The 20,053-nt window shown below is 38.7% G+C and carries 22 protein-coding genes; 1 reads left to right on the forward strand and 21 read right to left on the reverse strand.

All coding sequences use genetic code 11. The features are described from left to right. Positions 1 to 73: 73 nt before the first annotated feature. The 21 genes from BFL01S_RS12200 to BFL01S_RS12300 all read right to left on the reverse strand — a co-directional run bounded on the left by BFL01S_RS12200 (position 74) and on the right by BFL01S_RS12300 (position 17,481). Positions 74 to 820, reverse strand: coding sequence for a phytoene desaturase family protein (locus tag BFL01S_RS12200; RefSeq protein WP_061785836.1), 747 nt, complete (start codon positions 818 to 820; stop codon positions 74 to 76). Between the two features lie 88 nt (positions 821 to 908). Then, positions 909 to 1,325 (reverse strand): lysophospholipid acyltransferase family protein, encoded by a 417-nt coding sequence (locus BFL01S_RS12205; protein WP_061785837.1) that lies wholly within the window; start codon positions 1,323 to 1,325, stop codon positions 909 to 911. 188 nt (positions 1,326 to 1,513) lie between these two features. Further along, positions 1,514 to 1,978 carry a hypothetical protein gene (locus BFL01S_RS12210; protein WP_025910067.1) on the reverse strand — a complete coding sequence of 155 codons (465 nt, stop codon included), beginning with the start codon at positions 1,976 to 1,978 and terminating at the stop codon, positions 1,514 to 1,516. 175 nt (positions 1,979 to 2,153) lie between these two features. Continuing rightward, positions 2,154 to 2,969, reverse strand: a complete 816-nt coding sequence (locus tag BFL01S_RS12215) for an urease accessory protein UreD (protein WP_061785838.1) — start codon at positions 2,967 to 2,969, stop codon at positions 2,154 to 2,156. Continuing rightward, positions 2,966 to 3,580, reverse strand: coding sequence for an urease accessory protein UreG (gene ureG, locus BFL01S_RS12220; RefSeq protein ID WP_025910064.1), 615 nt, complete (start codon positions 3,578 to 3,580; stop codon positions 2,966 to 2,968). The genes BFL01S_RS12215 and ureG overlap by 4 nt, the downstream gene beginning before the upstream one ends. A gap of 47 nt (positions 3,581 to 3,627) precedes the next feature. Further along, positions 3,628 to 4,314 carry an urease accessory protein UreF gene (locus tag BFL01S_RS12225; RefSeq protein ID WP_025910063.1) on the reverse strand — a complete coding sequence of 229 codons (687 nt, stop codon included), beginning with the start codon at positions 4,312 to 4,314 and terminating at the stop codon, positions 3,628 to 3,630. Continuing rightward, positions 4,307 to 4,753 (reverse strand): urease accessory protein UreE, encoded by a 447-nt coding sequence (gene ureE, locus BFL01S_RS12230; protein WP_025910062.1) that lies wholly within the window; start codon positions 4,751 to 4,753, stop codon positions 4,307 to 4,309. Before ureE ends, BFL01S_RS12225 begins: the two co-directional genes overlap by 8 nt. 14 nt (positions 4,754 to 4,767) lie before the next feature. Further along, entirely contained in the window at positions 4,768 to 6,477 is a 1,710-nt protein-coding gene (gene ureC / locus BFL01S_RS12235; RefSeq protein WP_025910061.1) for an urease subunit alpha, read from the reverse strand. A gap of 7 nt (positions 6,478 to 6,484) precedes the next feature. Next, positions 6,485 to 6,808, reverse strand: a complete 324-nt coding sequence (locus tag BFL01S_RS12240) for an urease subunit beta (protein ID WP_025910060.1) — start codon at positions 6,806 to 6,808, stop codon at positions 6,485 to 6,487. 12 nt (positions 6,809 to 6,820) lie between these two features. Further along, entirely contained in the window at positions 6,821 to 7,123 is a 303-nt protein-coding gene (locus tag BFL01S_RS12245; protein ID WP_025910059.1) for an urease subunit gamma, read from the reverse strand. Positions 7,124 to 7,137: 14 nt separating this feature from the next. Further along, positions 7,138 to 7,839, reverse strand: coding sequence for an urea ABC transporter ATP-binding subunit UrtE (gene urtE / locus BFL01S_RS12250; RefSeq protein WP_025910058.1), 702 nt, complete (start codon positions 7,837 to 7,839; stop codon positions 7,138 to 7,140). Next, complete coding sequence (urtD, locus tag BFL01S_RS12255) at positions 7,833 to 8,585, reverse strand: urea ABC transporter ATP-binding protein UrtD (protein ID WP_025910057.1); 753 nt, start codon at positions 8,583 to 8,585, stop codon at positions 7,833 to 7,835. Before urtD ends, urtE begins: the two co-directional genes overlap by 7 nt. Beyond that, a complete protein-coding gene (gene urtC / locus BFL01S_RS12260; RefSeq protein ID WP_061785839.1) occupies positions 8,560 to 9,630 on the reverse strand; it encodes an urea ABC transporter permease subunit UrtC in 1,071 nt (356 codons plus the stop codon). The genes urtD and urtC overlap by 26 nt, the downstream gene beginning before the upstream one ends. A gap of 13 nt (positions 9,631 to 9,643) precedes the next feature. Then, complete coding sequence (urtB, locus tag BFL01S_RS12265) at positions 9,644 to 10,546, reverse strand: urea ABC transporter permease subunit UrtB (protein ID WP_025910054.1); 903 nt, start codon at positions 10,544 to 10,546, stop codon at positions 9,644 to 9,646. Between the two features lie 76 nt (positions 10,547 to 10,622). After that, positions 10,623 to 11,864, reverse strand: coding sequence for an urea ABC transporter substrate-binding protein (gene urtA, locus BFL01S_RS12270; protein ID WP_025910053.1), 1,242 nt, complete (start codon positions 11,862 to 11,864; stop codon positions 10,623 to 10,625). Between the two features lie 330 nt (positions 11,865 to 12,194). Then, positions 12,195 to 13,067 carry a 3D domain-containing protein gene (locus tag BFL01S_RS12275; protein ID WP_061785840.1) on the reverse strand — a complete coding sequence of 291 codons (873 nt, stop codon included), beginning with the start codon at positions 13,065 to 13,067 and terminating at the stop codon, positions 12,195 to 12,197. 280 nt (positions 13,068 to 13,347) lie between these two features. Beyond that, complete coding sequence (gene nfsA / locus BFL01S_RS12280) at positions 13,348 to 14,097, reverse strand: oxygen-insensitive NADPH nitroreductase (protein ID WP_025910051.1); 750 nt, start codon at positions 14,095 to 14,097, stop codon at positions 13,348 to 13,350. Between the two features lie 79 nt (positions 14,098 to 14,176). Continuing rightward, complete coding sequence (locus BFL01S_RS12285) at positions 14,177 to 15,307, reverse strand: MGDG synthase family glycosyltransferase (protein WP_061785841.1); 1,131 nt, start codon at positions 15,305 to 15,307, stop codon at positions 14,177 to 14,179. After that, a complete protein-coding gene (locus BFL01S_RS12290) occupies positions 15,304 to 15,900 on the reverse strand; it encodes a DedA family protein (protein WP_025910048.1) in 597 nt (198 codons plus the stop codon). Before BFL01S_RS12290 ends, BFL01S_RS12285 begins: the two co-directional genes overlap by 4 nt. After that, positions 15,891 to 16,625: a polysaccharide deacetylase family protein gene (locus BFL01S_RS12295; protein ID WP_061785842.1), complete on the reverse strand. Its 735-nt coding sequence runs from the start codon at positions 16,623 to 16,625 to the stop codon at positions 15,891 to 15,893. The genes BFL01S_RS12290 and BFL01S_RS12295 overlap by 10 nt, the downstream gene beginning before the upstream one ends. Positions 16,626 to 16,866: 241 nt before the next feature. Beyond that, a complete protein-coding gene (locus BFL01S_RS12300) occupies positions 16,867 to 17,481 on the reverse strand; it encodes an alpha/beta hydrolase (protein ID WP_061785843.1) in 615 nt (204 codons plus the stop codon). Between the two features lie 783 nt (positions 17,482 to 18,264). Here BFL01S_RS12300 and BFL01S_RS12305 point away from each other — a divergent pair. After that, positions 18,265 to 20,049, forward strand: coding sequence for a transglycosylase domain-containing protein (locus BFL01S_RS12305; RefSeq protein ID WP_061785844.1), 1,785 nt, complete (start codon positions 18,265 to 18,267; stop codon positions 20,047 to 20,049). Positions 20,050 to 20,053: the final 4 nt, after the last annotated feature.

Below are 20,053 nucleotides of genomic sequence, written 5' to 3' on the forward strand. Positions count from 1 at the left end.
GGGGTCAGTCCCCTTATCAATGGTTTCCTTTTCCTATAGTATCAAATATATGAAGTTATTTACAATGAAAATATTATGTGGAAATTAAGTTGGCCACGTTTATACCACTGATTGTAACCATTGGTGACCCACCTCCTGGATGAGTTGTTCCACCAACAAAATAAAGCCCTCTTACGTCTTTGGACACGTTGCTGGGCCGTAGAAAGCTATCCATTTTCCGATTAGCACTAATACCGTAAAGAGCCCCTTTATACGCTCCGAATTGCTTTTCAATCCAGCTTGGTGTAATGATTTTTTGACATGATAAGGTAGATGTAATATCGATATCGAACCTCTTTAGCTTTTCATAGATAACTTGTTCGTACCCATTATCATTACTCATTCCTGCTGGTGCGTTGACAAGAATAAATAAGTTATCACCAGGCGCTACGCTTCTATCTGTAATAGAGGGTTCAAATTTACTAACCATCTTATTTGTAAAATGCGGGCGGTCCGCTTCATCTACCAGAAACGGGTAGGCTTGCAGTAGGTCACCATTAACAATAATTGAGTCTGCGGGCAGTTTTTCACCATTCTCAAGCTTAATTCCCACTGCTTTCTTGTTCTTCACCTGCACTTTTTCTACTTGTTCATTCAGCACTAAAGTTCCTCCTGCTTTTTGAAACACCTTAGCAAATCCTTCAGCAATTCTAGGGTTCCCCCCCTGAACATAGTAAACTTCTTCGTTCATTTCTAAATGACCAATTAATGAAAAGGTAGCAGGTGAAACGTATGGTGAAGAGCCTATATACGTGGCGTAACGATTGAATGCGTTAATCACTTTTTCATTTTCAAAAAAAAACGCCTGTGAAAAGAATCAATTGTTTCAAATGGCTTCACTTTAAGAAGGCTCGTAAACAAAGACGGGTTCATATAATCTTTCCACGATGAAAACGTTCGATAAAAGAACCGATCTTGTGCAATCGCCTCACCTTCTCTTTCCACCAAGTTAGCCACTCGCTCAACGTTTTTCTACCCGTCATAAACACGTCAAATGTTGAAAGGTCCTCGCTAACAAGCTTACTTTTAATGCTATCTAACTCAGTAGTTACGGCCTGCTCTAGCTTATGAGTTAATTCACTTCGACTTGTTTCTGTATTTACTTCTATACGTTTACCCACTTTAATAAATAGCTCTGGACGCTGATCATGACGAAAACTATAGTAATATGCAATTGGAATAGCTTGTACACCCTTTTCTTTTAACATGATAAAAGATGGGCCGTCCGAAAATTGCAGAGGTCGCTTCTCTAAATGTTCTTCCTTTCCCTGTGGAAAAATCCACACCCCTTTTTTTCTCTTAACAATTCCCTTGCATACAGGAGCGATTTCATAATATGCTTTGGCGAGGCTTGATTAACCGAAAATGCTCTATTTTCAATATATTCTTCACTATGTTATGTACAACCATATCTATATTTGGCATAAAAATAGACATGAAAGATAAGCTGAAGAATTCAACTTTCATTTCATGTCTATGGCGTAGCATTTGCTTTTTTAGCTAGTAAAAGCTGAATCGGCAATCCAACTATCAGTCCTGGAATCACAGACAGCATCGGTAGCCAAATCGGCCCAAGCAGTACTCCGTTAATTTTCACAACTGAAGCATACATGATGCCTACTGTTACAAAGTAAGCACAGCATGCAAACGGTATAAACGAGTAAAGAGGAGGGGGATCTGCTTCTGCATCTTTAAAACCATCCCACATTGCAAAAAAATACAAGCATGGGTAAAACATAATCCACTGCATGTCTACAGTTGCTAACGCCTGTTCAGTTTCACCTAAAAAACTTAATTGTATTGCAGAGTTAAAATGTGCGCCCATATTGATTAAAAATTCTAATACTATAAACACAATCCCTTTTACGTACTGCTTGTTTAATAATTGACTAAACCCTGGTAGGGCAATATTCCACAAGATCGCTTCTAGCCTAGTCAAAAAATTGGTTCTCACAATTTAGAATATATACAGGGGGCACTTGGCATGGTAATTGTTTTTTCATCCTTATCTACCTCGCATTGATTTACCAATAGTTTTAGTAAAGGAGAAAAATTTATACCCCGAAATGTAATTTTATGTAAGTTCACTTAGCACCATTACTCAAAGGCAGCTCTTAATATTTACGAAGATGAACCACCTCTAAGCCTAACAGGCGCTTTCTCAGGAACTGAAAACATCTATTAATAATACTTTCAAGCGTTTTTGTATCATTTCCCAAAATTCTAATGGCACATCCATTAATCGCTAATTTTGAAATCCCTATATATCCATGCCGCTCTTCACTTAATACTTCATCATACAATTCATCAATGACCGAATCGATAATTCCTTCAGCCACTGCTAAAAAAGAACCGAAATGTGTGTAGCCCTCCATTTTCATAATCGCATGGATGTCTTCATGAGGCGATAAAAACAAATGGTCAAACACCATTAACTGATTGTTTTGATAAACTTTGAGCTTCGAACGCAGTGAATCATACTTAAATATCTCTCCATTAGGTGACCAGCCTGGCGTAATAACGTCAGAGATAAAAAACGTTGCTTTCTCTTCCATATGTACAGTTGTTTCTTGTATAAACTGCGCATCTTCGTATAAAATAAGCGGATCTGGAAGGTATTCAATCACTGCTCCTTTTTTTAAGAGCAGCTCTGTTTCCTGAACTACAGGTGCGTTTGGCGTTCGGTATACTTTTGTTGCAGCCTGTGTCGTCAAGCATAAATGTGCACCCTCTTCAGCCGTAATACACGCTTTATAACGGTCTCCACCAACATATCCACCTCCTACATGTAGAAGGTAGATTGTTGGGGTATGCTCTTCCATGTAAATTGGGCGAGCCACCTTAAAAGCTCCGTCATGATATGTGTTATAAACAACCGTCTTACCTTTCACCTTGTGCGACTCAAGCTTTAAATAGCCTGTATAGCTCATGATTTAATGCCGATAAGCAATACTTCTTTTTTGATCCACTGAATTACTTCATCCAGTCCTTGATCCTTTTTCAAATTTGTAAATACAAAAGGCTTCTTACCTCGGGCTGCAATTGTATCTTCTTTCATTACATCTAAGCTTGCACCAACATACGGAGCTAAATCCGTCTTATTAATAATAAACAAGTCTGATTTAATCATTCCTTGTCCACCTTTACGCGGAATCTTTTCACCCTGAGCGACGTCAATAATATAAATAGAAAAATCGACAAGTTCTGGACTAAACGTTGCTGCTAAATTATCTCCACCGCTTTCCACAAAGATCAGCTCAACGTCAGGATGTCTTTCAACCAACTCGTCGATTGCCGCAAAGTTCATAGAAGCATCTTCTCGAATAGCGGTATGCGGACAACCTCCTGTTTCCACACCAATGATGCGTTCTTGAGGTAATACGCTATTTTTCACTAAAAACTGAGCATCTTCTTTTGTATAGATATCATTTGTAATAACGGCCATGCTTAGCTCACTTTGCAGTGCTCTCGTTAGTCTTTCTACAAGCATCGTTTTCCCCGCCCCTACAGGACCTCCAATACCAATTCTCATTGCATTCATTTTTTCGCCTTCGCCACAAAGGCTTCCCTCCCTTATATCGTTTTGTATTAAGACATAAATAAGCGAACGTGCAGACGTTCATGCTGCATTTGAGCGATTTCAAGACCGGGCATCATTGCACCAAGCTCACTTGAATCCGCTTGAAGAATATTCATTACTGCCTGGTCAATTTTCTCATGAAAAGCAAGCGAAATTCGTTGACCATCTGTTTGTCCAATTGGGATACCACGAACTGCATTTTGAATAAGCGATGACACAGTGGCGTACAAATGCGTAGAAACAGCTGTTTGTTTACACACCTGTAATTGCTCAGCTATAATGGCAAAAACAATTGATGGATGACCAAAACACTCCTTCCGCTGAATCTCTTGTTCGTAGCATTCTAAAAGCTTCCCACCAAACAGATCGACGCAAAGCTTGACCATTCTCTGACCAATTCTCCTTGTCCCTTCTCTTGTTTCTTTTGCTAGCGCCAGTGCATACAGCTCTTGATCTAATTCCTTTATTTTCTGAAGGTGCCCTTCTGAAGCAAATTCATATGCCAGTCGGCAAGCTAACCCATCTGTATAAGTAAGCTGTGTTTCAACATACGTACTAAGAGCTTCTGAAAACGTAACAGCATTTATAATTCGCTCTTTTTGAATATAGGTTTCCATGCCAAATGAATGTGAAAAAGCGCCGGATGGAAAGTTTGAATCACACAGCTGTACAAGCGCTAACAGTTGATTAGTCATGACTATGTCCAATATGTCTAAATGCTTTTTGAACCGTTCTTTTTTCACGCTTATACGGAATGCTTAGCTCGTTAAGAAGCTCTTCGACTAAATAATCATATTGAACAAGCATTTCGTTTTCTTCAAATTGAGCTGGCAGATGCCGGTTTCCAAGCTGATGAGCAATCTCCCCCATCTGCTTAATACTTGTGGGTTGAATCGTTAATAAGTCATCTGCTATTACTTGAATAACAATCATATTCTTCTCATCCATATAAAGCACATCACCATCTACAAGCTCACGATTGTCTTTCAAACGAATTCCTAGTTCTTTACCGTGATCGGTCACAACTCGCTGCACGCGCTTTAATAGATGATCACTTTCTAAATACACTTTTTCAATATGTGGCGCTTTCTTTTCTAGCGTAGCGACATTTCCAACAATTTGCTCGATTAACATTGTTTGTTTTCACCTCAAAATAAAAAGTATCGTTGTGCCATAGGCAATACTTCTGCTGGCTCACACGTAATTAATTCATCATCCACTCGCACTTCGTACGTTTGTGGATCCACATCAATTTTAGGCATTTCACCATTTAGCTTCATGTCCGTTTTACTTAGTGAACGAATCCCTTTTACAGGCTTAATCCGTTTCTCCAATCCCAAGGTTCGATGTACTCCTCGGTTATATGCAGCTTGCGAGATAAATGTTATCGACGTTTTACTGCGTGCTTTCCCGAAAGAAGCAAACATCGGGCGATATAGAACCGGCTGAGGAGTAGGTATAGAGGCATTAGGATCACCCATTTGACTGTGAGCAATCATTCCGCCTTTAATAATCAACTCTGGCTTTACACCAAAAAACGCTGGATCCCAAACGACTAAGTCTGCAAGCTTACCAACTTCTACTGAACCTACGTATTCTGAAATGCCGTGGGTGATAGCTGGATTAATTGTATATTTTGCGATATATCGCTTAATCCGTTCATTATCACCAATACCGTTATCACCTTTTAGTTTTCCTCTTTGCTTTTTCATCTTATCTGCTGTTTGCCACGTTCTCGTAATCACTTCACCAACACGACCCATTGCTTGCGAATCAGAAGAGATCATGCTAAAAACTCCAAGGTCATGCAGAATATCTTCAGCTGCAATCGTTTCTTTACGAATACGGGAATCTGCAAATGCAATATCTTCTGGTACAGAAGGATCTAGGTGATGACAAACCATCAGCATATCTAAATGTTCTTCTAGAGTGTTAATCGTATACGGTCTAGTTGGATTCGTTGATGACGGCAGAATGTTCTTAAAGCTTGCCATCTTCATAATGTCAGGTGCATGTCCACCACCTGCTCCTTCCGTATGATACGTATGAATAACACGATTTCCAATTGCTCTCATCGTATCTTCGACAAACCCACCTTCATTTAGCGTATCTGTGTGAATCGCAATCTGTACATCATATTCATCCGCAACTTGCAGACTTGTATCGATTGCTGATGCGGTGGTACCCCAATCTTCATGAAGCTTAAGGCCAATCGCTCCAGCCTCAATTTGTTCGATAAGAGGCGTTTTTGCTGATGCATTCCCTTTACCTAAAAAGCCTAAATTCATGGAAAAAGCCTCAGCTGCTTCTAGCATCCGCTCGATATACCACGCTCCAGGTGTACACGTCGTCGCGTTTGTTCCCGTTGCAGGACCTGTCCCTCCTCCAATCATTGTTGTTACTCCAGACGATAAGGCGGTTTCAATTTGTTGTGGACAGATAAAGTGAATGTGCGCATCAATTCCTCCAGCCGTCACAATTTTTCCTTCCGCAGCAATAATTTCTGTACTAGCCCCAATAACAAGATCAACATCATCCATTAATAATGGATTTCCCGCTTTTCCAATGGTTTGAATCATGCCATCTTTTACACCAATATCTGCTTTGTATATCCCCGTATAATCCATGATGATGGCATTCGTAAAAACAAGATCTGCTGCTTCACTTCTTGTCGCAAGAGGATGCTGTCCCATCCCATCACGGATGACTTTTCCTCCCCCAAACTTCACTTCATCACCATAGGTTGTAAAGTCCTGTTCAATTTCAATAAAAAGGTCGGTATCCGCTAGCCTTACAGCATCTCCAACCGTCGGCCCAAACATATCTGCATACTGTTTTCTTGACATTTTAAAGCTCATGTTCGACCTACTCCTCTTTTAGCTGGCCCGTGGGTCCATTTGTTTTATTATTTAATCCATATACATGCTGTGATCCTGAAAAGGGTACAAGCTGTACATTTTTAGGATCACCTGGTTCAAAGCGAACGGCCGTACCAGCAGGAATATTCAAGTGATAGCCAAACGCTTCTTTGCGGTTAAACTCTAATCCGTAATTAACTTCATAGAAATGAAAATGAGATCCCACTTGAATAGGACGATCACCTCGGTTGGTTACTAACATCTCGACTATACCCTTATCTTTGTTACAAACAATTTCATCTTTACGTAACTTGTATTCTCCGGGAATCACTTCTTCTCCCCCCTATCGAATTGGATCATGTATCGTCACAAGTTTTGTTCCATCTGGAAACGTTGCTTCTACTTGAATATCATGAATCATTTCAGGAATACCTTCCATTACATCATCTCGTGACAAGATTTGTGTTCCGAGCTGCATTAATTCGGCAACAGTTCGACCATCTCTGGCGCCTTCTGTTATTTCATATGTAATAACGGCAACTGCTTCTGGATAGTTCAGTTTTAGCCCCCGCTTTTGCCTACGCCTCGCAAGGTCTGCAGCGACAACCACCATAAGTTTTTCTTGCTCTCGTTGTGTGAGTTTCATTTAAACCTCCCTTTCTATACTACTAAATGCTTTTGAATAGCTTCTAAGTTCACATTTTTTGAATCTCCTTGTGCAACAATTCGACCATGATCTAAAATGTAAAAAAAGTCCGAACAAGCTAGTGCTAAATCTACGTTATGCTCTACTAAAACGATGCCAACACCTTGTTCTCTAGCAATTTTAATAATGACCCTTTCAATAAGCTGAACAATAGAGGGTTGTATTCCTTCCATTGGTTCATCCAGCAACAAAAGTTCAGGATTTCCTACTAAAGCACGGGCAATCGCAAGCTGCTGCTGTTGACCACCGCTTAAATCACCTCCTTTCCTCTGTAACATTTCATGAAGAACGGGAAACAGCTCAAACACATGTGATGGAATAACGTCTTTTTTTGGTTTTTTTTGAAGCGCTTCAAGACCTAACAATAAATTTTCCTCTACTGTTAATGTTGAAAAGATATCCCTTCCTTGAGGAACATAACCTATCCCTTTTTTTGCTCGCTGCTCTGGTCTAAGACCTTTTACGGAGTGATTTCTCCAAACAACATCTCCTGCACTCGGCTTCAGTAAACCCATTAGTGTTTTCATTAACGTTGTTTTTCCAACTCCATTACGCCCAAGAACTGCAATAATTTTTCCTTTTTCAACTTTAATTGAAACATCACGTAAGATCGTGGTTTCATCATACCCCGCTTGTAGATTTGCTACATTTAGCATGTTTGCTTCCTCCTCCCAAGGTATACTTCTTGAACGTGCTCATTTTCTTGAACATCTGTCATATTACCTTCGCAAAGTATTTTCCCTTCATGCATGACCGTAACTTGCTTAGAATACTTTCTGACAAAATCCATATCGTGCTCCACTACAAGTACAGAACATGACGCGGAGATCTCATGCATTAATTCACCGGTTTTTTCTCGTTCTTTCCCAGTCATTCCAGCAATGGGCTCATCTAGAAGTAACAAGCTTGGGTTTTGCATAAGCTGCATTCCAATCTCTAGCCATTGCTTTTGCCCATGTGATAACTCTCCAGCTTGCTTGTATACGAAGTCTTGCAAACCAATTTGCTCAAGTACTTTTTCAATATGATTTTTTGTCTCTCCAGTCATTCTGGCAAATAAAACAGAGGTGAGATTTCTTTTTTGCCTGATTGATAGTTCCAAATTTTCAAACACACTTAACTGTGAGAAGATAGAAGGGTTTTGAAACTTTCTTGCAATTCCCTTTTGAACAATTTTATGTTCTTGAAGGCTTCCAAGGTTAACCACCTCTTCAAACAAAACTCTTCCAGATGTTGCTTTTGTTTTCCCACAGATGACATCTAAAATTGTTGTCTTCCCAGCCCCGTTAGGACCAATTAAAAACCTCACTTCATTCGGTTCAATCATTAAGTCCACACCCTGCAAGGCTTTGAATCCATCAAAATCAACCATAACATTATCGCACCATAGTATCTGGCTCATGAGATTTCTCCTTTCTAGATTTAAGCTTTTTAAATTTGTTCTGTATTGATTGAACAAGTCCAGCCATACCATTCGGTAAGAACAACACGACTACAATAAACAATAAACCTAAAAGGATTAGCCAAATATCTGGGTATGTCTCGCTAAATAAACTTTTCGCACCATTTGTAAAGATAGCACCAAACACAGCACCAAGAAGAGAATGTCGCCCTCCAATCGCTACCCATAAAACCATTTCGATAGATGGCGTTATGCCCATCATTGCAGGTGAAATAATCCCTACCTGAAGAACAAACAACATACCTGCTACACCAGCAAAAGCAGCTGATAAAGAATATACAAACACTTTATAAGAAGTTGGATTAAAACCTAGAAAACGAACGCGGTTTTCACCATCTCGTATAGCCATTAATACTTTCCCAGCTCTACTTTTAGTTAGCCAGATGGAAAGTGCAAAAACAATTGCCAATACACCTACTGTGACAAAGTAAAGAATTTGTTGAACAAAAGAATCCGCTAATGACATCCCCAAAAATGTATAAAAGCTGGTAAGACCATTTGTTCCTCCTGTTAAATCTTGTTTTCCAATAAATAAAGTGACTACAACGACAACAACTGCTTGAGAAATTAACGAAAAATAAACCCCACGGATGCGATTTTTAAACGTAAAGTAACCAAGAACTGTTGCTAACAGCATTGGTACTATGATCCCTGCACCAATTGCAAATACGGGGTTCGTAAACGGCTTCCAAAAAGCAGGAAGAGTCGTAACGCCACTCCACTCCATAAAATCTGGAAGACCAGTAGTCGAACCTTCTAGCTTTAGATACATGCCCATGCAATAAGCTCCTAGTCCAAAAAACACGCCATGCCCTAAGCTTAAAATACCTGTATAGCCCCATATTAAAGAAATTCCTATTGCCACAATGGCATAGCATAAAAACTTCGCTAATAAACCCAAACGAAACTCTTGCAGGAAAAGTGGTGCTACTAGAAAGCCAATAAGTACAACGATATATATAGCATATGTGCGATTAAATTTCATGGATAATCCTCCTTTAATCCAATGAGCGTGTTCGCATACTTACAAGGCCAGACGGCTTCCATTGTAAAAATGCAATAATTAGTGCAAACACAATTACTTTTGCAATGGTGGCGCTCGTTGTATATTCAATCGTTGTACTTAAAATCCCAATTCCTAAGGCGCCAATCACTGTTCCTGTCAGCTTGCCAATCCCACCTAATATTACAATCATAAACGCATCAATAATATAGTTGGTACCAATTGAAGGTCCAATTGGTCCAATAACTGTGAGTGCGCAACCTGCAAGGCCCGCAAAACCTGAACCTAACGCAAAGGCATAGCTATCTACCTTCTTGGTTGAAACCCCTAAGCAAGAAGCCATTTCTCGATTAAGCATAACGGCTTTCATTTTTCGACCAATTGCTGTTTTATAAAGGAAATAAGAAAGGCCAACTATGCTAAAAACAGCTAATGCTAAAATAAAAAGCCTTTTATACGGAAGAGTTGCCCCAAGAATACTAAATCCACCGTCTAGCCAATCGGGTGTCTTAACTGCTACATTCGGCGCTCCAAATATAGAACGAGCCGCTTGTTGTAAAATTAAACTCACTCCCCACGTGGCTAGCAAACTATCTAACGGACGATCATACAAAAAACGAATGACGGTCTTTTCAATGATTATTCCTAATACTGCGCTGATTAAAAATGCTAAAGGAATTGCTAGAATAAAATAATAAGCAAGCATTTGCTGAGGTAAATATGAAGAAACAATTTGTTGTACCACATAAGTAGTGTAGGCACCCACCATAATTAATTCGCCATGCGCCATATTAATTACATTCATTAGTCCAAACGTAATCGCAAGTCCTAACGCAATAAGAAGCATGATTGACCCTAAACTTAATCCATTAAAGAGCTGTGTAATAAAAATGGACAATAAAATGACTCCTCTCCATCTTCAAAAGATAAGATGTATACTTAGCACATCTTATCTTTTGAAAGCTTAGTAATCACTATTTTTTATTGCTGAGTGAAGCTCCCCATTCATAGCTTTCAAGGTATGGATCAGGCTTAATCGATTCACCGGATTTCCATACTTCTTTAAACTGACCGTCAGCTTGCACTTGACCGATTCGAGCTGTTTTCCAGATATGCTGATTAGCTCCTTCTATTTTCACTACTCCACTCGGCGCATTAAATTCAATTCCATCAGCTGCTTTCTTCACTTTATCAATCTCAAAGCTTCCTGCTTTCTCCACCGCTTTGGCCCATAAATATACTGCTGTATAGGCAGCTTCTATTGGGTCACCAGTTACGCGGTCATCTCCGTATTTCTTTTTATAGTTTGCTACAAATTCTTCATTTTCGGGAGTGTCTGTTGTTTGATAGTAATTCCAAGATGCATAATGCCCCTCTAATACAGAGGCACCAATTCCTCTTATCTCTTCTTCTGCTACGCTTACAGATAGTACCGGAATATCAGCAGAAGTAATACCAACATCTTTTAATTGTTTAAAGAAAGCAACATTACTGTCACCGTTTAATGTATTGAATATTACATCAGGCTTCGCGTCTTTAATTTTACTAATTAGCGTGCTATAATCTGTGTGCCCAAGAGGTGTATATTCTTCCCCAGCTAACGCGCCTCCTTCTGCTTTCAACTGAGATTTAATGACTTTGTTAGCTGTTCGTGGAAACACATAGTCTGAACCTATTAGAAAAACTTTTTTTCCTTTATTTTCAAGCAACCATGTGACAGCAGGTACAATTTGCTGGTTAGTTGTGGCGCCCGTATAGAATATGTTAGGTGATGACTCCATTCCTTCATATTGGACTGGGTACCATAACAAGCCGTTATTTTGTTCAACTACAGGCAGCATCGCTTTACGACTCGCTGACGTCCATCCTCCAAAGATTGTTGCTACTTGATCTTTTTGCAAAAGTTTTTTTGCCTTTTCAGCAAACGTAGGCCAATCAGAAGCTCCATCTTCAATTACAGGCTCAATTTTTTTACCAAGCACTCCTCCTGATGCATTTATTTCATCAATGGCCATCAATTCTGCATCGCGCAATGAAACTTCACTAATAGACATGGTTCCACTTAGTGAATGTAAAACCCCCACTTTCACAGTGTCCCCAGATGTATCTATCATCGCTTTTTGCCCTTCTGTACTAGTTGTTTTCCCGCAACCTGCAAGAACAAGCGTTGAGACTGCTATAGCTGATAAAACTGTTTTCCAACTGATTGGTTTCAATTGTGCCACTCCTTATCACATTCTAATTATTTGTGTTATAATTAGAATTAGGCATACATACCCCAATTTGTTATGCCCAATTCAAGCTTCTCACCGCCATGAGAAGCTTTTTATGTATAAACCTCCCTTCACATCATCATGTTATTTTTCCTCACATCCGATGATATTTCTAATTATAATAAATTTTCTGACAAAATCAAGGTATTTTTTGAAACCTTTCCCAGAAAGCGCTAACATTAAAGGTGTTTTTTTGTAGATTATTCGTTTTCTGTATGTAATCATAAAAAAAGAGATGCCTGAAATCAGACATCTCTTTTTTCTTATACACTATTAATCTAATACTGTAATGTTAACTGTTTTACGACCCCATTGCTCTGCATCAGCTTGTGCAGGAACAAATACGTCGATTTTATTACCTTTAATCGCTCCGCCAGTATCAGCAGCGATTGCTTCTCCATAGCCTTCAACATGTACTTTTGAACCTAATGGGATTACGCTAGGATCTACAGCAATTACTTTTTGGTTTGGATTTGCTTTCAAATCTACTCCCGTAGCAGTTACACCGCTACATCCTTCACAGCTAGCTGTATACGCAGTTGCTTCAACTGTTAACTGCTTACCGCTCTGTTGTGATTGTTCAGCAGGTTGTTCTTCTTTAGCTGGCTCAGGTTGTGGGGCTGGTGCAGCAGCTTCCTGAGCTGGCTCTTGTTTTTGTTCAGCTTCTGGTGCCGGTTGTTCGGCTGGTTCTTCTTTAGGCGCCGGCGCCGGCGCAGCTTCTTGCACTGGTTCAGCTTTTGGTGCTGGAGCTGGTTGTGCTACAGCTTGTGAACCTCCACTTGTTTCAATAGCAAAGACCTGACCTGGAATGATAAGATCATTTCCTAATCCGTTCCAAGCTTTAATTTGCTCTACTGTTACGCCATACTTTTGGCTGATTGACCATAATGTATCGCCGCGCTCAACTTTATGTGTAATTTCTTTTATGATTGATACATTTAAATTTTGTTCTGGATGAATAATCGTTGATGTTAAGTTATTTGCATCTTTTAATTCGTCAACGCTCACATCGTGGTTTTGAGCGATGCTCCATAACGTATCACCTTTTTGGACTTGATACGTGTCGTTTCCACTTGCAGATGCTCCACCTGCAAATCCTGCTGAAAGGATTGCTGTTGTTCCTAGAGTAAATATAAATTTCTTCATTTACGAATACCTCCTTATTTACTCAATGATTGAATGATATCACCTAGAGATTGCACAGCCATTACAGGAACATTCAACTTCCATTACAAAAATAACGCTTTTTTAACATGAAACTGTAATATTTCTGATAATTTGTCCATATGCTTCAACAATTTCTATTTATTTGTTGTTTTTTACAAACAAACCCTCCTATTCCTTTTTATTCATAAAAAATGCACCCTAATTGCTAGAAATCTCTAACAACTAGGGTGCATTTCATCAATTGCATATAACTGGTTATTTATTTTTTATTAAAGCCTTGCTTCTCTACGTACTCTTTCATATACATACGCGTTGGGTTCGATAGCATATGAGCCATTTGACCAGTCCACGTATCGTTTCTTTTTCCATTCGTACGCTCATTATAATAAGAAGAAATTTGTTCATCATAGGCTTTTAATTCTTCAATAAACTTATTTTGATCTTGCTCGTATACTTCTTCATGATACACATTAGCTTGAGGTAAACGAGGCTTTTTATCCGTATCAGCAGCCGGATATCCAATCGTTAAACCGAATAGAGGCAGTACGCGACCAGGTAGCTTTAATAATTCTTGAACGTCTTGAAGTTGATTTCGAAGGCCGCCAATATAACAAATTCCAAGGCCCATTGACTCCGCAGCAACCGAAGCATTTTGAGCTGCTAAAGCTGCGTCTATTAAAGCAACCATGAATTTTTCGGCACTTTCAAGGGACTCAGATAAATCTTTACCTTCTATTTGAGCAATAACATCATGCCTATGCAGGTCTGCACAAAAAATAAGCAAGTGACCATTTTGAGCAACATACGGTTGATTACCCGCTAATTCAGCTAAGCGATTCTTGGTTTGTTGATTTTTAACTCCAATAATTGAATATGCCTGTATATAGCTTGATGTGGACGCTGCTTGAGCACTTTCTACGATCTTATGAATTTGCTCATTCGTTAAAGGTTTATCCTGGTATTTTCTAACAGAGCGATGACTTAAAATTGTTTCAATAACTTCGTTCATTTTTCAGAACTCCTTTTTCATTTTAATTCATTCGCTTCTTAGTATAACGAACATTTTCTTTTTTCAATATTTTTCTGCTTTATAACCGACTCTTTGTTGTTTCGTATTCATATAGATGAAACTGGTTCGCCAATACGTCAGAAACCGAGTACTCAATGCTTTCAATGTATTCATCCATTCTTCGTAGTAGCCGGTTGCGCTGCACATCATTTTCAAGCACTTCCACCAACTGATCTTCAAGCAGCTGTGCTTTGTTAAGAGGCATCAATAAACCCTTTCTTTTTAACGTTTGAATATTAACTTGTTCTTGTCCTGGAAGTGAAGAATGAATAAAAATCGGTAGGCGTTTACGTAAAGCTTCACTAATGGTAACACCACCCGCTTTTGTCACAACTGCACTAGCTTGTTCATATAAGCAATTCATTCTTTTTCTGCAAGCAATATACGGAAGGGGTGTAATGCTTGGATGATTTAACTTTACGAGCTCTTGAAATAGCTTTTTGTTGTTTCCGCATAGTACCACATATTGATAAATACTATCGTAGGGAACAGAGCTAAGCATTTGTTTTACATTACCAAGCCCCGCATTCCCTCCAGCTATTAGAATCATCTTTTCAGATTTTAAGTCTATTCGTTTATTCGTAAAAGCAGCATGAACTGGAATTCCAGTCACATAAATGTTACGAGCAGGCACATCGTGAATACTTTGTAAAAAGTTTTTTGTTTCCTTATCAGGTACACAATGAATATCTACACCATTTTTCCCCCACACATCGCTTACTAAAAAGTCAGTATAGATATTAACAAGGGGTGTATCAATGATTCCTTTTTCTTTCAATCCGCTAATGACACGCGAAGGAAAGCTGTGAGTGCAAACAATAACGTCTGGCTTCTCAGACTCAACTAACCGCTTCATATTGTATTCAATAATCGGCCAGCTCTTAACAACAAAATCATCACATGTATGATTCTCCACTTTATAGACGTGTTCGTGATAAAATTTCTCAAACTGCTTTGGAAACATAGAAATCCATTTCATATATAAAGATGAAATTAACTGTTCAAGAGGTTTGCTCCAGTAACTTAGGCAATCAATCTTTTTCACAGAAATTTGCTTATAATTTGCCACGATTATTTCCATTACAGCATCCGCTACCTGATGATGTCCAGATGCCATCTTAAACAAGGGCAAAAATAAAATCTTTTTCATGAATGATCACTCCCTTTAAAGCGGGTGCTTCGCTTTTTTCGCAGCTGTAGTATAACGTAAACAACAAAAAATAAAATGGCTCCCCCGACAATAATTGAAATATGAACTTGATCTCCAACAAAATAGCCTAGTAATAAAAAAGATAGTACCCATACAATTCCACCTATTACGGAAAAACAAACATATAATAAAAAAGGATAATGACTAATTCCTGCAAGGTACGGGCTAATTTGCCGAAGACCAGGAACAAATAAGCCAAATAAAATTGTCCACTTTCCATGCTTATGAAACTTCTCACGAGCAGCTTTTAATTTTGGTTCAGTTAGTCCAACATACTTTCCATACTTACTAAAGAATGGGACTCCTGCATATCTACCCAGCGCATAAGCTACCAGCATACCAACGATAACACCTAGGCAGGCATAGATTGTTGATGAATACAACAACAGCTGGCCTTTTGCAATAAACATTCCAAGAATAATTAAGAATGACTCTTCAGGAGCTGGAATACCAACAATCCCGCAAAATAAAATTAAAAATATTGTGGTATAACCAAATGCATTAATATAATGCGACACCATTGTTAATTCCACGTGCTTGTTCCTTCCTTTTGTAATTCAGAGAGCGTCTTACTATTCATCTTGTGCTGCTTGGCATATGGAATGAATTCTCTCAAAGCACCAATTGTATGCTCTGGTGCTTTTTCATCTGCTCCTTTTGTTTCTCCATTATCATGCAACACATAGACTGCGCCACGTTTTAATTTACTCTTCATCTCAGCTTCTAATGCTCTTTTTGTTTTCTTAAGCGACCAATCTCCAAATATATTAGACCAAATAATTGTACGGTAAGGTCTTGCACACCAAATGCTAAATAAATTCAAGTGCCCCCATGGCGGACGATAAAATATGGGCTCTACTCCAGCTGCTTCTATAATAACATCTTTACACATTTGAATTTCTTTCTTTAATCGACCTGGTGTTAAAAACCAGGCACTTACATGATTATAATGATGGATACCAATTTCATGCCCTTCCATGACCATTCGTTTAAGTAGATCGGGTTGTTCTTCTGCAATTGACCCTACTACAAAAAAAGTTGCTTTCATTTCATGTTCTTTTAGCAAATTTAAAATCTGAACCGTATATTCTCTGTGAGGCCCATCATCAAATGTTAAAGCAAATGATTGAGCTCTCTTTACATTTATATATACGTTTGGGTGAAACCACCGGTATAAATAGGTTGGGAATACTGCATACAAAAGCCAACAAAATCCAATTACTAATGAAACAACCAAAAACCATTTTATTACAATCATTCCAAATTACCTCATCCTTAATATTCTTTCATTATAACGTTTTTCTAAGTCTTTTGTTTCATTTTTTTAACATTTTCATCCTAACAAGCTTGATAGTACTGTGCAACTCAAAAAAAGGATGGGATATAACTAAATGAGCTCTTCTTAAAGACGAATCAACAAAAAATCCGAACCATAAAAGAGCTAACTCTTACTAGTTCGGATTTATCATTAACTGAAATAGTTACGTCTCAGCTTCTTTTTATTTACTTTCATAAGTGCGTCTATACCATGCTTTTGCCGCTTCTACTTCTGTTCGCGTAAGCTGATGACCAAAAGACTCCCAGTGAACGTCGACAGTAGCTCCTGCACCTTGAAGAAGTGTTGTTAATTCTTTCGTTTCGTCCGCTGGACAAATTGGGTCGTTTACTCCTGCACCAATAAAAATCGGAATACCTTGTGCATTAGGTACTTTAATATCTCTTCTTGGTACCATCGGGTGGAAAAGCACTGCACCTTTTAATGACTGTTCATAGTGAAACAGTAAGCTCCCCGCAATATTAGCACCGTTTGAATAACCGATTGCTATAATATTCTTCCTATCAAAGGCATATTCTTCAGCTGCTTCGTCTAAGAAATTATTTAGCTCTTTTGTTCGAACTGCTAAATCTTCTATATCAAAAACACCCTCTCTTAAACGCTTAAAAAATCTCGGCATCCCTTGTTCTAATACGCTCCCTCTAACCGATAACACAGACGCTTCAGGGTCAATCATTTCTGCAATTGGCAACAAATCCTCTTCTGTTCCACCCGTTCCGTGAAGCATTAGCAAAACTGGCTTTTTACTATTTATTCCTTGTTTAAAGATATGTTTCATCTCTCTCTTCACTCCTCTGCATATAAATATCTCGAATTAAAGATATTTATTATTATACGAACTCTTCTTATAAATGTAAAGGTGTTGCTCAATACATAACCTTAAATAAATTGAACATACTAACAAGCACTTAAAACGGCAAATTCTTATCAATTACGCATTGAATAGTCCATACATCGCATGACTAATTATTCATTACAAGGTTTTCTCTTATCTTTTAATTTTACTGTTGCTCAACATTTCACAGCTTTTTGTAATAAACCCCCTTTCTCTTGTTAATATTTTCTATATTGTACCGATAGTAGTAAATGACCTAGTGTTGAACAATTACTTTTACTATTTAAAATAACGCATGAAGAAGCATTACCTAGCGTGTTAGATATTGCTTTATTTGACAAACCGAAATTTATGGGTACACTAAATGCAAGATGTATCCGTCTTGTTTAAGTTTGTTGTAAACAAGAAAAATTTAACTTCTTTTGTTGTAGAAGACTGTACTATTGAATAAGATTATGCCGATAAGTATAGGCAACCTCTTCAATAAGTATGCGTACAAGTGTAAACCAACCTTAACAATTAAAAAGAGTAACTAGTTAAACCATCTCTAGTGAAACAAACAACCACCGTTGTCAATAAGCTACATAAAGGACATGCCATGATTAAGGTTATCAAAAACCCTTTCTCTTCATGCTTACACTCTATGTGCTAACTTACCATAAGGATAGAAGTTAAAGCTCTATCTTATTGAACACGGAATTATTAATTAGTGTGGAGTGAGAAACCATGAGAAAATTTATTCTCGCTGTTTTAACCGTTATTCTAGTGATCCTTCTTGGTGTCACTTATGTGTTAAAGCAATTTGAACAAACAGCTAGCTTATCATACAGCAAGCTGCAGGCTGTACAAAGCACTGTCATTTACGACAAAAATAATCGACCACTTGATGAATTATATAAGACGGTTCCAAGACAAAATGTGTCCATTGACGAAGTGCCTGATCATGTCAAAATGGCATTTGTTGCAACAGAAGACCGTCGCTTTTATGACCATTTTGGAATTGACATGCAGGGAATTGCGCGTGCTGTGTTTAAAAATGTCATCACGATGAGCAAAGCTGAGGGTGCAAGTACTATCACCCAACAACTTGCACGAAACTTATATCTATCTAACGATAAAACGTTTAAGCGCAAGTTTGACGAAATGTTTTTATCAATCGGACTTGAAAAGCAGTTTTCAAAAGATCAAATTTTAGAACTATATATGAATCAAATATATTTTGGTAGCGGCGTATATGGTATTGGAGCCGCATCTCAGCTTTACTTTAACAAAGACGTATCCCAATTAAGTGTTGGTGAAGCGGCACTGCTAGCTGGACTTCCAAAAGCGCCAAGCACATACTCACCTGCTAGTAGCACAGAAGAAGCAACCAAGCGTCGAAACGTCGTTCTCCAGCTTATGCTAGACCAAGAAGTCATTACGCAAGATGAGTATAATCAAGCTATCAATGAACGAATTGTCAAGCCTGACGTAACGTTTAAGCAACGAAATAGTCATCAAGCTTTCGTAGACTATGTTGTTCGTGAAGCTGAGAAAACGTATGGTGTTACGGCAGAAGATTTATACAAAGGCGGCTACGAAATTTATACTGATTTCGACCCACTTCTACAGGAATCCATTAATCGCTCCGTAACTAATCACGTGTTTGCAGACGATACGGCATCACACAAAGTAGAAGTTGGAATCGCCGCTATCAATCCAAAAACAGGCGGTATATCAGCTATTTACGGTGGGCGAAATTATCAAACAAACGGACTAAACCGAGCTACAATCGGTTACCAGCCTGGATCAGCTATTAAGCCACTTGCTGTTTATGGACCTGCGCTTGAAACTGGCGACTACAGCCCAACAACTACTCTTGTGGATGAGCCGGTAGACTTTAATGGCTATAAGCCTCAAAACGCAAGCGGTCGCTATCTTGGAGAAATACCGATGCGAGAAGCCATTGCTCGTTCAGTCAATACAACAGCCGTATCGCTTTTAAACGACATTGGCTTTAGAGATTCGTTCGGCTTTATGGAAAAAGCTGGACTTCCTTTAACTGATAAAGATCGAAACTTATCGCTAGCTTTAGGAGGAACCACAACGACTTTCTCTCCTCTTCAATTAGCGCAAGGCTACTCAGTCTTTGCAAACGAAGGGAAAATGACGAAGCCTTATGCGATTAAAAAGATTCAAATGCGCGGTGGCGAAGAACAAGAACCAGAGATTGAAACAGAAGAAGTCATGAGTCCACAAAACGCGGATACAATGACGTCCATGCTTGAAGATGTTATTGAAAAAAGCTATGGTACAGGAGCTAACGCTCGTTCTTCTAAGGATGCCGCTGGTAAAACTGGTACAACCCAAGATTATGGAGACGCTTGGTTTGTTGGCTATACGGACGAAGCTGTCATCTCTATTCATACAGGGTTTGAAAAACAGAAAACTGATGAGAAAAGAAAGAAATTAACAAGCGGTGGTGGCGAAGACCCTGCTAAATTATTTAAATCTATTATGGATAGTTGGTAAATCT

The sequence above is a fragment of the Priestia flexa NBRC 15715 genome, assembly GCF_001591565.1.
Lineage (GTDB): Bacteria > Bacillota > Bacilli > Bacillales > Bacillaceae_H > Priestia > Priestia flexa.

What these genes read in the sequence shown, in the direction of transcription:
- BFL01S_RS12215 (WP_061785838.1), bottom strand. Translation starts at nt 2,969, where the DNA reads ATGAGCTATACAGGCTATTTAAAGCTTGAGTCGCACAAGGTGAAAGGT.
- ureG (WP_025910064.1), bottom strand. Translation starts at nt 3,580, where the DNA reads ATGAATGCAATGAGAATTGGTATTGGAGGTCCTGTAGGGGCGGGGAAA.
- BFL01S_RS12225 (WP_025910063.1), bottom strand. Translation starts at nt 4,314, where the DNA reads ATGACTAATCAACTGTTAGCGCTTGTACAGCTGTGTGATTCAAACTTT.
- ureE (WP_025910062.1), bottom strand. Translation starts at nt 4,753, where the DNA reads ATGTTAATCGAGCAAATTGTTGGAAATGTCGCTACGCTAGAAAAGAAA.
- ureC (WP_025910061.1), bottom strand. Translation starts at nt 6,477, where the DNA reads ATGAGCTTTAAAATGTCAAGAAAACAGTATGCAGATATGTTTGGGCCG.
- BFL01S_RS12245 (WP_025910059.1), bottom strand. Translation starts at nt 7,123, where the DNA reads ATGAAACTCACACAACGAGAGCAAGAAAAACTTATGGTGGTTGTCGCT.
- urtE (WP_025910058.1), bottom strand. Translation starts at nt 7,839, where the DNA reads ATGCTAAATGTAGCAAATCTACAAGCGGGGTATGATGAAACCACGATC.
- urtD (WP_025910057.1), bottom strand. Translation starts at nt 8,585, where the DNA reads ATGAGCCAGATACTATGGTGCGATAATGTTATGGTTGATTTTGATGGA.
- urtC (WP_061785839.1), bottom strand. Translation starts at nt 9,630, where the DNA reads ATGAAATTTAATCGCACATATGCTATATATATCGTTGTACTTATTGGC.
- BFL01S_RS12275 (WP_061785840.1), bottom strand. Translation starts at nt 13,067, where the DNA reads ATGAAGAAATTTATATTTACTCTAGGAACAACAGCAATCCTTTCAGCA.
- nfsA (WP_025910051.1), bottom strand. Translation starts at nt 14,097, where the DNA reads ATGAACGAAGTTATTGAAACAATTTTAAGTCATCGCTCTGTTAGAAAA.
- BFL01S_RS12285 (WP_061785841.1), bottom strand. Translation starts at nt 15,307, where the DNA reads ATGAAAAAGATTTTATTTTTGCCCTTGTTTAAGATGGCATCTGGACAT.
- BFL01S_RS12295 (WP_061785842.1), bottom strand. Translation starts at nt 16,625, where the DNA reads ATGATTGTAATAAAATGGTTTTTGGTTGTTTCATTAGTAATTGGATTT.
- BFL01S_RS12300 (WP_061785843.1), bottom strand. Translation starts at nt 17,481, where the DNA reads ATGAAACATATCTTTAAACAAGGAATAAATAGTAAAAAGCCAGTTTTG.
- BFL01S_RS12305 (WP_061785844.1), top strand. Translation starts at nt 18,265, where the DNA reads ATGAGAAAATTTATTCTCGCTGTTTTAACCGTTATTCTAGTGATCCTT.